At 77.0% G+C, this 13,857-nt stretch carries 9 protein-coding genes, 1 pseudogene and 1 riboswitch; of the genes and pseudogenes, 8 read left to right on the forward strand and 2 right to left on the reverse strand.

Annotated features, from left to right (window positions below):
- Positions 1-51: 51 nt before the first annotated feature.
- The 3 genes from GA0070558_RS09160 to GA0070558_RS09170 all read left to right on the forward strand — a co-directional run bounded on the left by GA0070558_RS09160 (position 52) and on the right by GA0070558_RS09170 (position 3,070).
- The gene (locus GA0070558_RS09160; RefSeq protein ID WP_256091832.1) at positions 52-480 is read left to right on the forward strand and encodes an NUDIX hydrolase; all 429 of its coding nucleotides are present in this window, start codon (positions 52-54) and stop codon (positions 478-480) included.
- A gap of 57 nt (positions 481-537) precedes the next feature.
- Positions 538-1,686 carry an FUSC family protein gene (locus tag GA0070558_RS09165; protein ID WP_256091833.1) on the forward strand — a complete coding sequence of 383 codons (1,149 nt, stop codon included), beginning with the start codon at positions 538-540 and terminating at the stop codon, positions 1,684-1,686.
- Between the two features lie 91 nt (positions 1,687-1,777).
- Entirely contained in the window at positions 1,778-3,070 is a 1,293-nt protein-coding gene (locus GA0070558_RS09170) for an MFS transporter (RefSeq protein WP_091277665.1), read from the forward strand.
- Between the two features lie 260 nt (positions 3,071-3,330).
- Here GA0070558_RS09170 and GA0070558_RS09175 read toward each other — a convergent pair whose 3' ends face one another.
- Positions 3,331-4,239, reverse strand: coding sequence for a hypothetical protein (locus GA0070558_RS09175; protein WP_256091835.1), 909 nt, complete (start codon positions 4,237-4,239; stop codon positions 3,331-3,333).
- Positions 4,240-4,352: 113 nt separating this feature from the next.
- On the opposite strand from GA0070558_RS09175, the gene GA0070558_RS09180 reads away from it, so the two are divergent.
- Positions 4,353-4,688, forward strand: coding sequence for a hypothetical protein (locus GA0070558_RS09180; RefSeq protein WP_043963412.1), 336 nt, complete (start codon positions 4,353-4,355; stop codon positions 4,686-4,688).
- Positions 4,689-4,703: 15 nt separating this feature from the next.
- On the opposite strand, the pseudogene GA0070558_RS09185 reads toward GA0070558_RS09180, so the two are convergent.
- Positions 4,704-5,050 (reverse strand): annotated as a pseudogene (locus GA0070558_RS09185) (phosphotransferase-like protein); the annotation flags it as partial.
- A 260-nt stretch (positions 5,051-5,310) separates the two neighbouring features.
- A riboswitch (cobalamin riboswitch) is annotated at positions 5,311-5,440 on the forward strand.
- Positions 5,441-5,728: 288 nt separating this feature from the next.
- Between GA0070558_RS09185 and cobN the strand changes: the two are divergent.
- The 4 genes from cobN to GA0070558_RS09205 are packed head-to-tail and all read left to right on the forward strand — an operon-like array spanning position 5,729 to position 13,828.
- Positions 5,729-9,454, forward strand: a complete 3,726-nt coding sequence (cobN, locus tag GA0070558_RS09190; RefSeq protein WP_091277667.1) for a cobaltochelatase subunit CobN — start codon at positions 5,729-5,731, stop codon at positions 9,452-9,454.
- On the forward strand, positions 9,451-11,814 hold the full coding sequence (locus tag GA0070558_RS09195; RefSeq protein ID WP_091277670.1) for a VWA domain-containing protein: 2,364 nt from the start codon (positions 9,451-9,453) through the stop codon (positions 11,812-11,814). The genes cobN and GA0070558_RS09195 overlap by 4 nt, the downstream gene beginning before the upstream one ends.
- Entirely contained in the window at positions 11,814-12,425 is a 612-nt protein-coding gene (cobO, locus tag GA0070558_RS09200) for a cob(I)yrinic acid a,c-diamide adenosyltransferase (protein ID WP_091277672.1), read from the forward strand. The genes GA0070558_RS09195 and cobO overlap by 1 nt, the downstream gene beginning before the upstream one ends.
- Positions 12,419-13,828, forward strand: coding sequence for a cobyrinic acid a,c-diamide synthase CobB (locus tag GA0070558_RS09205; RefSeq protein ID WP_091277674.1), 1,410 nt, complete (start codon positions 12,419-12,421; stop codon positions 13,826-13,828). Before cobO ends, GA0070558_RS09205 begins: the two co-directional genes overlap by 7 nt.
- Positions 13,829-13,857 lie beyond the last annotated feature (29 nt).

The raw sequence follows: 13,857 nt of genomic DNA on the forward strand, positions 1-13,857 counted from the left end.
CGCCGGCCGTGCGGGGGCGGACGAGGGCGCGCGCGAGCCTAGGCTGGACGGGTGATCGAGATCGCGTGCGTGCTGTTGGTGGACCGGGGCGGCCGGGTGCTGCTGCAGTTGCGCGACGGCAACGCGCCGCGCCACCCGAACGTCTGGGCGCTGCCGGGAGGACACCGCGAGCCGGGGGAGACCGTCGACCAGACCGCCCTGCGGGAACTCCGCGAGGAGACCGGGCTGGGCCCCGCCTCCGCCCTGCGGCTCTACGCCGTTCAGGATGGGCTGGAGAGCGACCGGGTGAAACACTACTTCTGGGCCGGAACGACGGCCAGACAGGAGGACGTGGTGCTCGGGGAGGGAGCGGCGATGCTCTTCGTCGCGCCCGACGAACTGATCGACGGTCGGCCGTACACCCCCGGCACCGCCGAGGTGCTCGCCCGTTTCCTCGCCGCCGAGGAGTACGCCGCCGCGCGCCGGTCAGCCGGCGGGTAGCTTCACCCGGCGCCCTCGTCGGGCCGCCTCTTCCACCGAGGAGCACCATGGGCGGTGGTGCGACGGGCAGGGGAGGCGGCCATGGTGCGGTGGAGCTGGTTCCGGGAGGCCGCCGCTCGGGTCCGGCAGGGCTGGCTGCCGGTGGTGGAGGGGACGGTAGCGGCCACGGTGGCCTGGGTGCTGGCCACCCGGTTGGTCGGGCACCCGCAGCCCTTCTTCGCCCCGGCCGCCGCGCTCATCGTCCTCGGGCAGGCCCGGGGCCAGCGGATGCGCCGGGCGGTGGAGGTGGTGCTCGGCGTCGCCGCCGGGGTGCTCGTCGCCGACGTCGTGGTGCAGGCCCTCGGGCCGCGCACCAGCTGGACGGTCTTCACCGTCATCCTGCTCACCATCGTGCTGGCCGTGGCGTTCGGCGCGAGCAGCGTCTCCGTGGTGCAGGCCGCCGTCTCCGCGCTCTACCTCGTGGTGGTCGCCCCGCCGACGGAGTCGCTGATCCCGTTCCGGTTCGTCGACGCGCTGATCGGCGGGGCGGTGGCCCTCGTGGCCAGCCAGCTCGTCGACGCCCGCCGCCCGCTCGCCCCGCTGGTCGCCGAGTTCCGGCAGACCTTCGAGGACCTCGCCGGGCTGCTGCACGAGGTCGCCGACGCCCTCGACGGCCGCGACGAGCAGGCCGCCCTGGCCGCCCTGGACCGGGCGCGGGGCATGGACGCCGCCGTGGAGCGGCTGCGCGACGCCGTGCTCGCCGCCGGGGAGGCGCTGACCCTGCACGTACGCCGCCGCCGGCACCTGGGCCGGCTGCGTACCGTCGACGCGTCCATCGGGCAGATCGACTACGCCGTGCGTAACGTGCGGGTGCTGGCCCGGGCCGGGGTGACCCTCACCCGGCTGGCGACCCCCGTGCCGGCCGACCTCGGCGGGGCGGTCCGCTGCCTCGCCGACGCCGTGCAGGCGGCCGGGGAGGCGTTCGCCGCCGACCTCGACGGTCGCGATACCGCCGCCGACGAGCACGCCGGCCGCGCCGAGACCGCCGCGCTGGACGCGGTCCGGGGCGCCGGGCGGCTCTTCGCCTCCGGCCAGCCGCTGCCGCTGGCGATGATCGTGGGTCAGGTGCGGGCCACCGCGATCGACCTGCTGCGCGGGGTCGGCGTGGACGACGACGCCGCCGTTCTCGGCCGGGTCGACGAGGCCCTCGGCCTACCGGCCGTGTGACCCCGGCACCCGCCGCCTTGCGGTAGTGGGCCGGTCCGGATGACGGTAAGGGGCGGGGGTCATGATCGGTGCTGTCGCGCCAGGGTGTCCAATGGGCGGTCGACGCCCGTGGAACCGAGAGGAACTCGCCGTGAGCAGCACCGACGCACCGCCCGCCGAGCCGGAGGCCGGTCGGGCCGGCGCGCAACGGGAGGTACTGTCCGCCCGCAACGGCGTGGCGGCCGTGTTCGCCCTGAACGGGCTCGCGATCGCCACCTGGTTCGCCCGGGTGCCGGCGGCCCGGGAGGCGCTGGACCTCAGCGCCGGAGGGCTCGGCCTGCTGCTGCTGTCGATGTCGGTGGGCTCGCTGCTGGCCATGCCGACCGCCGGGCTGGTGGCCCAGCGCCTCGGCACCGCCCGCGCGGTGCTCCTCGGCACCGCGCTGGTCTCGGGCGGGTTGGCCGTCGCCGGCACGTCCGCCGGAGCCGCCGGGTTCCTGCCCGGGGCCGCCGTCGGCCTGTTCGCCTTCGGCTACGGCGCCGGCACCTGCGACGTGGCGATGAACATCGAGGGTACGACGGTCGAGCGGCGGCTGGGGCGTACCATCCTGCCCCGGTTCCACGCGGCCTGGAGCCTCGGGTCGGTGGCCGGGGCGGGGATCGGCGCCGGTGCCGCGCGGGTCGGGGTGCCCATCGCCGCGCACCTGAGCGTCCTCGCGGTGGTGGTGCTGGTCGGCACGCTGCTCGGGGTCCGGACGTTCCTCCCCAGCGCCGGCACCGCGCCGGCCGGCGGGGAGAAGGCAGCCGCCTCGGCCCGGCGCGCGTCGCTGCTCGCCGCCTGGCGGGAGCCGCGCACGCTGCTCATCGGCCTGCTGGTGCTGGTGATGGCGTTCACCGAGGGCAGCGCCAACGACTGGCTGGCCGTGGCCTTCGTCGACGGGTACGGGCTCAGCGAGGCGGCCGGCGCCGCCGTGTTCGGGGTGTTCGTGGTCGGCATGACCATCGGGCGCACCGCCGGAACGGTGGCGATCGACCGCTGGGGCAGGGCGCCGGTGCTGTTCGGCACCATCCTGCTCGCCGTCGTGGGTGCCGGTCTCGCGGTGCTGGCCGGCGGCGGGCCGGTGGCCATCGTCGGCGTCGCACTGTGGGGGCTGGGCGCGTCGCTCGGCTTCCCGGTGGGACTCAGCGCCGCCGCCGACCAGGAGGACGGGGCGCCGGCCCGGGTCAGCGTCGTCGGGGTGATCGGCTACACGGCCTTCCTCGGCGGTCCGCCGCTGCTCGGCCTGCTCGGCGACCACGTGGGCACCCTGCGGGCGCTGCTGTTGGTGCCGCTGCTCCTGGTGCCCGCCCTCGCCCTGGTCCCGGTGCTCCGGCCGCCGGCCGGCACGCGCAGTCGCCCGGCCTAGCCCCGACCCACGGGGCGACGTCCCGTGCCGACCGTCGACCCCCACTGCCGGCCACGGGCCCCGGCCACCGCCCACCGCCGGTCACGGGATCGGCCGCCGGAGCCGCCTGCTCCTCAGCCGCCCTCATTACGCAAGGTGATTCGCCGGTCGTCGTCGGTGCCGGAAGGCACTAACCCATCGGGGCGCTTTGCTCTGCACCCACATACGCATTGCTCGCGCAGCGTGACCGCGTCGGTGCGTCGTCATTCATTCGTGATCTACTATTCGGCCAGCTCGACCGAGATGCTGCGTCGGTGGGTGCAGAGCAAAGGGCCGAATGTGAGTGGGAGGGGCGAAACTGGTGGTGACGGAGGGGTAGGCGGGTGCACGGGCGAGCGCGCCGGTGTGCGGCGGTTGCGCAGAGTGGTCACTCGGTGGCGGTCCGGGTCGCGGTGGCGGTCCGGGCGCAGCCAGACGCGCAGCGGACCGACCCGCCGGAAACCCGCCTCCTCGGCCGGCGGCAGGCCGCCGCCGGATTCGTAGCCGACCAGCGGTCGGCCCGGGCAGGCGGCCACGACGCCGCGCCACACCCCGGCGAGATCCCCGTCGGCGGCGAGGACGTTGGAGACCCCGACCGCCGGGCCGCAGTCGGTGAGCACGGCGCCTGCGGTGACCGCGCCGTCGCCCGCGCGCCGGGCGAGGATCGTCACCCGCGGGTCGGCCAGCAGCGCCGGCCGGTGCAGGGCCTCGCTGCCGGCTGCGGCGGACCAGGCGGCCAGCCCTCGCGCCGACGTGACCGGAGCCAGCGCCGTCGGGCCCGCCCCAGGCAGCGCGACGAGCGGCGTGCCGGGCGGCGTGAGGGGCGACGCGACGAGCGGTGTCGCGGGCGGCCCGGCGGGCGGGCGGTGGATCCACTCGGCCGTGAAGAGCACCCGGAAGCCGTGCGGGGCGAGGTCCAGGTCGGCGAAGCTGTCCTTCACCGACGCGCCGGGCCCGGCGTCGATCCGGGCCAGCAGTCGGGCGGCGTCCACGCCGGGGCGCAGCGTCACCGCGTCCGGATACCACGGCGGGGAGCGGCGGGGCACCGTCCAGGCGTCCGTGTCGCGCGCCCCCGCGAGGCCGTGGGCCCGGCCGACCAGGTCGCACCAGTCGGCGTTGTCCCGCGCCGCCACCGCCCGCCACGCCACCACCGGGCGAGTGTACGGGGAGGCCCGGGCGGGGTCAGCTTCCTCTCATCCCGCGTCCAGCAGGCTGCCGGGCGGGGGTGGTCCACTGGAGCGTACGCCGAGGAGAGGAGCCGGGCATGGGCTGGTTCAGCCGCCGCCGACCCGCCGCCGACGGAACCCCGACGAAGCTCGACCGCGAGGCGACGCCGGACGACCTCGCCGCCCTGGAGGCCTTCGTCCGCAGCCGCCGGGGGGTGGAGTTCTATCTGGAACCGGAGACCACCGCGACCGACACCACGGTGATGGCGATCGCCCACGACGGCGAGTGGATCCGTCGGCGGACCGGGTCGCCGCGGGCCGCCGCGAAGATCGCCCAACGGCACGCCGTGCCGTTGTACGAGGCCGCGCGCACCGGATACCCGGAGCGCATGCGGGCCTGGAACCGGGCGCACCCGGAGCGCCGGGCGCACTGACCCGCCGGGCCGGCGCACGGACCCGCGTCGGCGCGCACCGGCCCGCCGCGACGGCCGGGGCACACCGCGCACCCCGGCCCACAGCACCTCGAGACCGGTCAGGTAGCCGCGGAGGCGCTCCTGGGACGCGCCGCCACCGAGGAAGACCTCGTCCAGGACGATCCGCGCCCCGGCGCCCGCCATCGCGGCGATGCCGACCAGCCAGGCGTGCTGCACGGCGAGGAAGTCCTCCCCGACGTCGACCTCGCCCCGCCGGCCGAAGCTCAGCCCGGCGGGGGAACCCAGCATGGCCGGCGGCACCGGACGATCGCGGACTTGCCCGAGCTGGAGCCGCCGTTGAGCACGATGACCTGCGTCGCCACCTGATCGGTTTCCCTTCGGGCAATTCCCGTCTCGCGCGAGCGGGTGATGATCGGAATCAGCCTGACCAATCCGCGGGTCGGTCGGCGGGAAAAGACGCGCGAAGCGACCCGGAGCCATCGGCGTACGACAATTGCTTGTGCCGCATCCGATTCCTTGAGCCATTGGCGTCACTCGATGTCGAGCGGGGTGGGAGTGGCCGGGAGCCCGGCGTTGACCGGCGGCGGTCGGGTGTGGCAGCATTCGCGGCCTGACGGCAGTGAAGGAAGCCGGTGCGATTCCGGCGCGGTCCCGCCACTGTCACCGGGGAGCGATCCCCCCTCGTGAGTCACGGCCGTGTGTCTGCGGTTGGAAGGCCGGGGGAGAGCGTCGATCCGGGAGCCAGGATACTTCGGCCGTCGGAGCGACCCCAGGGCGTGGACACCCGAGGAGGACCCGATGACGCACGGCGTCTCGCACATCGACGACCATCGTCGCCGCCTGCTGGCGCGCGGCAGCCTGCCCGCGCCCCGTCGCCGCACCTGAGCCCGCGCACCGCGTACCGCGCCATGCTGCGCGCCCGGCGCCCCGGCCGTCGCCGGTGAACCGGCCGCAGGCCTGCCGTACCCGCTGAACCCGCGCCCCTGCCTGCCCGCCGGCGGCCCACCCGCCGCCCGGTGTGTCACTCTCCGGAGCCTTCCGTGCGCATCCTGCTGCTCTCCACCGCCGACACCGACCTGCTCGCCGCCCGGGCCAGTGGCGCCGGCTACCGGCTGGCCAACCCCGCCCGGGTCGCCGCCGACGCCGTGCCGGCGCTGCTCGACGGCGTCGACCTCGCCGTCGTACGGCTGCTCGGCGGCCGGCAGGCGTGGCCGGACGGCCTCGCGGCCGTGCTCGGCTCCGGGGTGCCGACGGTCGTCCTCGGCGGCGAGGCGGTCCCCGACGCCGAGCTGATGGCCGCGTCCACCGTGGCCTCCGGGGTGGCCACCGGGGCCCTGGCGTACCTGGTCGAGGGCGGGCCGGGCAACCTCGCCGAGCTGGCCCGGTTCCTCTCCGACACGGTGCTGCTCACCGGCGAGGGCTTCGCCCCGCCCGCGCCCACTCCCGGGCACGGCGTCCATGGCGAGCGCCCCCACAAGCCCGAGCGGCCGACCGTCGGGATCGTCTTCTACCGGGCGCACGCCCTGGCGGGGAACACCGCCTTCGTCGATTCCCTCGCCGACGCGGTCGACGCCGCCGGGGCGAACCCCCTGCCGATCTTCTGCGGCTCGCTGCGCGGGCTCGCCCCCGGCGACGGGCCGCTGGAGCTGTTCGCCCGCTGCGACGCCCTCGTCGTCACCGTGCTCGCCGCCGGCGGGACCGTGGCCGCCGACGCCTCCGGCGGGGGCGACGACGACGCCTGGGACGTCGGCGCGCTCGCCGCCCTCGACGTGCCGATCGTGCAGGCGCTCTGCCTCACCAGCACCCGCGAGCAGTGGGCCGGCAGCGACGCCGGCCTGTCCCCACTGGACGCCGCCATGCAGGTGGCCATCCCCGAGTTCGACGGCCGGATCGTCACCGTGCCGTTCTCGTTCAAGCGGATCGACGCCGACGGGCTGTCGGTCTACGAGCCCGACCCCGAGCGCGCCGCCCGGGTCGCCGGGATCGCCGCGCGCCAGGCCCGGCTGCGGCACGTGCCCAACGCCGACAAGCGGCTGGCGATCGTGCTCAGCTCCTACCCGACGAAGCACTCCCGGGTCGGCAACGCCGTCGGGCTGGACACCCCCGCCTCGGCGGTGCGGCTGCTCGCCGCGCTGGCCGCCGCCGGCTACCACCTCGGGGACCGGCCGGTGCCCGACGACGGGGACGCGCTCATCCACGCCCTGATCGCCGCCGGCGGCCACGACGTGGAGTGGCTCACCCCCGAGCAGCTCGCCGCCGCCGACGCCCGGGTGCCGCAGGCAAGCTACCGGCGCTGGTTCGACGCGGTCCCGGCCGGGCTGCGCGACCGGATCCGCGAGCACTGGGACGAGCCGCCCGGCGAGCTGTACGTCGACGACGGCCACGTCGTGCTCGCCGGCCTGCGTTTGGGCAACGTGCTGCTGGCGATCCAGCCCCCGCGCGGCTTCGGCGAGAACCCGATCGCCATCTACCACGATCCCGACCTGCCGCCCAGCCACCACTACCTCGCCGCGTACCGCTGGCTGGCCGCGCCGGAGGCCGACGGCGGGTTCGGCGCGGACGCCGTGGTGCACCTCGGCAAGCACGGCACGCTGGAGTGGCTGCCCGGCAAGGGCCTCGGCCTGGCCGCCGACTGCGCCCCCGACGCCGTCCTCGGCGACCTGCCGCTGGTGTACCCGTTCATCGTCAACGACCCCGGCGAGGGCACCCAGGCCAAGCGCCGCGCCCACGCCGTCGTCGTCGACCACCTCGTGCCGCCGATGGCCCGCGCCGAGACGTACGGCGACCTGGCGAAGCTCGAACAGCTCCTCGACGAGTACGCCACCGTGCAGGCCCTCGACCCGGCGAAGGTGCCGACGGTGCGGGCGCAGATCTGGGACCTGGTGCGCGCCGCCGAGCTGCACCACGACCTGCACACCGCCGACATGCCCGCCGCCGACGACTTCGACGACTTCGTGCTGCACCTCGACGGGTACCTGTGCGAGGTCAAGGACGTGCAGATCCGCGACGGCCTGCACGTCCTCGGCGGCGCGCCCACCGGCGATGCCCGGGTCAACCTGGTCCTCGCCGTGCTGCGCGCCCCCCAGGTGTGGGGCGGGGTGCGCGCCCTGCCCGGCCTGCGCCAGGCGCTCGCCGCCGCGTACGGCCTCGACGAGGCCGCCCTGCTCGCCGAGCCGGGACGGCGCATCGCCGTGCCGAAGGAGCTGACCGCCGTGGCCGACGGCCCCGCCGGCACCGCCGCCGACGCCGTCGACCTGATCGAGGGCCTGGCCCGCCGCCTCGTCGTCGCCATGGAGACCCTCGGCTGGGCCGCCGCCGAGGCCAGCACCACCACCGACGCCGTCGCCAGCACCACCACCGACGCCATCGCCGACCGTGTCGATGCCGTCGTCGCGGAGGTCGCCGGCCGGGCGATCCCCGACGCCGCCGACGTGCTGCGCTTCGCCGCCCGCGAGGTGGTGCCCCGGCTGGCGCGGACCACCGACGAGGTCGACCGGGTGCTCGGCGCGCTCGACGGCCGGTTCGTGCCGCCCGGCCCGTCCGGCTCGCCCACCCGGGGCCTGGTCAACGTGCTGCCCACCGGCCGCAACTTCTACTCCGTCGACCCGAAGGCCATCCCCAGCCGCAACGCCTGGGACGTCGGCGTGGCCCTCGCGGACTCGCTGCTGGCCCGCCACCTCGCCGACACCGGCGCCTACCCCCGGTCGGTCGGGCTCACCGTCTGGGGCACCAGCGCCATGCGCACCCAGGGCGACGACGTCGCCGAGGTGCTCGCCCTGCTCGGCTGCCGCCCCACCTGGGACGACCGGTCCCGCCGGGTCACCGGCGTCGAGGTGGTGCCGCTCGCCGAGCTGGGCCGGCCCCGCGTCGACGTCACCGTCCGCATCTCCGGGTTCTTCCGCGACGCGTTCCCGCACGTCGTCGCGCTGATCGACGACGCGGTGCGCCGGGTCGCCGCCCTCGCCGAGCCGGCCGAGCAGAACTACGTCGCCGCGCACGTCGCCGCCGACCTCGCCGAGCACGGCGACGAGCGCCGGGCCACCGCCCGCGTCTTCGGCTCCAAACCGGGGGCGTACGGGGCGGGGCTGCTGCCGCTGATCGACGCCCGCAACTGGCGCAGCGACGCCGACCTCGCCGAGGTGTACGCCGTCTGGGGCGGCTACGCGTACGGCCCCGGCCTGGACGGGCGGGAGGCCCGCGCCGACATGGAACGCTCCTTCGCCCGCATCGCCGTGGCGGTGAAGAACCAGGACACCCGCGAGCACGACATCGTCGACTCCGACGACTACTTCCAGTACCACGGCGGGATGGTGGCGATGGTGCGCCACCTCACCGGCGTCGCCCCCGCCGCGTACGTGGGGGACTCGGCGATGCCGCACGACGTGCGCACCCGCACCCTCGGCGAGGAGACCCGGCGGGTGTTCCGGGCCCGGGTGGTGAACCCGAAGTGGATCGCCGCGATGCGCCGGCACGGCTACAAGGGCGCGTTCGAGCTGGCCGCCACCGTGGACTACCTGTTCGGCTACGACGCCACCGCCGGCGTCGTGGACGACTGGATGTACGAGCGTCTCGCCGCCGAGTACGTCTTCGACGACACCACCCGGGCGTTCCTGGAGCAGTCCAACCCGTGGGCGCTGCGCGGCATCACCGAGCGGCTCCTGGAGGCCGCCGACCGGGGGATGTGGGCCGCCCCGGAGCCGGCCACCCTCGACCGGCTCCGCGAGACGTACCTGGCCAGCGAGGGCGACCTGGAGGACCGGCAATGAGTGTGTTCCCCTTCTCCGCCGTGCTCGGCATGGCCGACATGCGCCTCGCGCTGCTGCTCAACGCCGTCAGCCCGGCCATCGGCGGGGTCCTCGTGCGGGGCGAGAAGGGCACCGCGAAGTCCACCGCCGTGCGGGCCCTGGCCGCCCTGCTGCCGCCCGTCGATCAGGTCGCCGGTTGCCGGTTCGCCTGCGACCCGGCGGCACCGGACCCGTCCTGCCCCGACGGCCCGCACCCGGCCGCCGTGGCGGGCCGGCACCCGGCCGCCCCCGATGGCCCATCCCCGGTGGAGGCGGCGGGCCCGGACCGCGCGGCCGCGTTCGTCGAGCGTCGCCCGGCCCGCCTGGTCGAGCTGCCCGTCGGCGCCGCCGAGGACCGGGTGGTCGGCTCGCTGGACCTGGAGCGGGCCCTCGCCGAGGGGGTACGCGCCTTCGAGCCCGGCCTGCTCGCCGCCGCCCACCGGGGCGTGCTCTATGTCGACGAGGTCAACCTGCTGCACGACCACCTCGTCGACCTGCTCCTCGACGCCGCCGCGATGGGCCGCAACCACGTCGAGCGGGAGGGCGTGTCGGTCAGCCACGCGTCCCGGTTCCTGCTGGTGGGCACGATGAACCCGGAGGAGGGCGAGCTGCGCCCGCAGCTGCTGGACCGGTTCGGCCTGACCGTGGAGGTGGCCGCCAGCCGCGACCCGGCCGTGCGGGTGGAGGTGGTGCGCCGCCGGCTCGCCGCCGACGCCGACCCGGCCGGGTTCGCCGCCCGCTGGGCCGACGCCGACGCCCAGGTGGCCCGGCGGGTCGCCACCGCCCGGGACCGGCTCGGCCGGGTGCGGCTGCCCGACGCCGCGCTGCGCCAGATCGCCGAGGTGTGCGCCGCGTTCGACGTGGACGGGATGCGCGCCGACATCGTCACCGCCCGCGCCGCGGTGGCGCACGCCGCCTGGCAGGACCGGACGGTGGTGACCGCCGAGGACGTCCGGGTCGCCGCCCGGCTTGCCCTGCCGCACCGCCGCCGCCGCGACCCGTTCGACGCCCCGGGGCTGGACGAGGACCGCCTCGACGAGGCGTTGCGGCGGGCCGCCGACGCGCACCCCGACGACGACCCGCCCGCCCCCGACGGTGACGGCCCGGGCGACGGCGGCGGCCCCGGGGGCGGCCCGGATGGCGGCGGTGGCCCCGGGTGCGGCGGCGGTCCCGACGGGAGTGGCCCGGACGGCGGTGGCCCGGCGGGCGGCGGCGGCCCCGGGAACGGTACGGCGGGTGGCGGCCCGGCGAGCGGCCGGCACGACGGCGACGGCTCCGGCTCCGGCGACGGCACTGCCGGGTCGACCGCCGACACCAGGGATCCGGGAGAGCCCGGGGACCAGCCCGCAGCCCGGCGCGGGGACCAGCCCGGCGGTCGGCCCGACGACCGGCCCGCCGATCAGCCGGTCGACCGGCCCGGGGAGCAGGGGGGCGGCGGGCGGCAGCGGGTGGCCGTGCCCCAGCGGGGGTTGACGGCCCGGCTGCTCACCGCGCCCGGCGTCGGCGACGGGGTGCCCGGCCGGCGGTCGCGGGCCCGCACCGGCCGGGGCCGCACCACCGGGGCGCGGACCCCGCGCGCCGGCCGGCCCGGCCCGCTGCACCTGCCGGCGACGATCCGCGCCGCCGCCTGGCGTCAGGCGGCCCGGGGCCGGGCGGGCGGGCCGCTGCGGTTGCGCCCGGCCGACCTGCGCGAGGCGGTCCGCGAGGGGCGCGAGGGCAACCTCGTGCTGTTCGTCGTCGACGCCAGCGGCTCGATGGGCGCGCGCGAGCGGATGTCCGCCGTGAAGGGCGCCGTGCTGGCCCTGCTCACCGACGCCTACCAGCGGCGGGACAAGGTGGCCGTGGTCGCGTTCCGGGGCGTCGGCGCGCGGACCCTGCTGCCGGCGACGTCGTCGGTGCTGGCCGCGTCCGCCCGCCTCGCCGACCTGCCCACCTGCGGGCGCACCCCGCTCGCGGAGGGCCTCGCCGCCGCCGCCGAGCTGCTGCGGGTGGAGCGGCTGCGCGACCCGAAGCGGCGTCCCCTGGTGCTGGTGCTCACCGACGGCCGGGCCACCGCCGGGCCCCGCCCGCTGGAGCGGGCCGACCGCGCGGCGGCGCTGCTCGCCGCCACCGGCGCTCCGTGCGTGGTCGTCGACTGCGAGTCCGGCCCGGTCCGCCTGCACCTGGCCCGCCGCCTGGCCACCCACCTCAACGCCCCACACCACCCCCTCACGGCCCTCACGCACAGCGATCTTGCACTTCGGGCCCGGACGAAGGGGGCGAAAGCGGTGCAAGCGGGGGCCGCAACTGCACGATCGCGGAGAGCCGGCGGGACGAGCCAGCAGGACAGGAGTGTGCGCTGATGCCGCAGGGTAGGCCGGAACGGGTGCCCGCCGACGGGCTGACCACGCGGCAGCGGCGGCACCGGCCGCTGCTGATCGTCCACACCGGGCAGATGAAGGGAAAGTCGACCGCCGCGTTCGGGCTGGCCCTGCGCGCCTGGACCGCCGGGCTGCCGATCGGGGTGTTCCAGTTCGTCAAGAGCGCCAAGTGGCGGGTCGGCGAGGAGAACGCCTTCCGCGCCCTCGGCGAGGCGCACGAGCGCACCGGCCAGGGCGCGCCGGTCGCCTGGCACAAGATGGGCGAGGGCTGGTCGTGGATCCAGCGCGGCGGCGAGGCCGATCACGCCGCCGACGCCCTGGAGGGCTGGCGGCAGATCCAGCGCGACCTGGCCGCGCAGCGCTACGGCCTGTACGTGCTCGACGAGTTCACGTACCCGATGAAGTGGGGCTGGGTCGACGTCGACGAGGTCGTGGCGACCCTGGCGGACCGGCCCGGCTTCCAGCACGTCGTGATCACCGGCCGCGACGCCGACCCGCGCCTGGTCGCCGCCGCCGACCTGGTCGCCGAGCTGACCAAGGTCAAGCACCCGATGGACGCCGGCCAGAAGGGCCAGAAGGGCATCGAATGGTGAGCACCGGGTGGGCGCTGCCCCGGGTGGTGGTCGCCGCCCCGGCCAGCGGCCACGGCAAGACGACCGTGGCGACCGGCCTGCTCGGCGCGCTGCGCCGCCGCGGCCTGACCGTCAGCCCGCACAAGGTGGGCCCCGACTACATCGACCCCGGCTACCACGGTCTCGCCGCCGGCCGGCCGGGCCGCAACCTCGACCCGTGGCTGGTCGGGCCGGAGCGCGTCGCGCCGCTGCTGCGCCACGGCGCGAGCGTCCCCACGCCCGCCGACGTCGCCGTGATCGAGGGGGTGATGGGCCTGCACGACGGCGCGGTCGGCCGCCGGGGGTACGCCTCCACGGCCCACGTCGCCACCCTCGTCGACGCCCCCGTGCTGCTGGTGCTCGACACCACCGCCCAGGGCCGCTCCGCCGCCGCCCTGGTGCTGGGCATGCGCGCGTTCGACGAGCGGGTGCGCGTCGGCGGGGTCATCCTCAACCGGGTCGGCTCGCCCCGGCACGAGACGCTGCTGCGCGACGCCCTCGCCGAGGTGGGGGTGCCGGTGCTCGGGGCGGTCAGCCGGTCCGTGGAGGTCGCCGCCCCGTCGCGCCACCTGGGTCTCGTGCCGGTCGCCGAGCGGGCGCCGGAGTCCCTGGCGGTCGTGGCCGCCCTCGCCGACCTGGTCGCCGCCACCGTCGACCTCGACGCGGTGCTCGACCTGGCCCGCAGCGCCCCGCCGCTGACCGCCCCCGCCTGGGACCCGGTCGCCGCCGTCGGTGGCCCGGCGAGCACCGCCGCCGTCGGCGGTCCGCCCGGCACCGTGGCCGTGGGTGGCCCGGCGAGCACCGGCGGACCGACGGTCGCGGTCGCCGCCGGGGCGGCCTTCACCTTCTCGTACGCCGAGACCGCCGAGCTCCTCGCGGCGGCCGGGGCGACCGTGGCCCCGTTCGACCCGCTGCGCGACCCCGGCCTGCCGGCCGGCACCCGCGCGGTGGTGATCGGCGGCGGCTTCCCGGAGGCGCACGCCGACGCGCTCGCCGGCAACGCCGCGCTGCGCGCCGAGCTGGCCGCGTTCGACGGGCCCGTCGTCGCCGAGTGCGCCGGCCTGCTCTACCTGGGCCGCTCCCTCGACGGCGCGCCGATGTGCGGGCGGCTGGACCTGACCGCCCGGATGACCGGCCGGCTCACCCTCGGCTACCGGGAGGCGGTGGCCGCCGCCGACTCCCCGGTGACCCGGGCCGGCGAGCGGGTACGCGGCCACGAGTTCCACCGCACCGTCACCGACCCCGGCCACGGAGACACCCCGGCGTGGCGCTTCGACGGCGCGGCGCACGGCTTCGTCGACGGTCGGGTGCACGCCTCCTACCTGCACGTCCACTGGGCCGGCCGGCCGCACGCCGCCCGCCGCCTCGTGCAGGCGTGCCGGTGACCGCCCCGGCGGCGCGCCCCGCCCCGGCG

Source organism: Micromonospora haikouensis (genome assembly GCF_900091595.1).
Classification (GTDB): domain Bacteria; phylum Actinomycetota; class Actinomycetes; order Mycobacteriales; family Micromonosporaceae; genus Micromonospora; species Micromonospora haikouensis.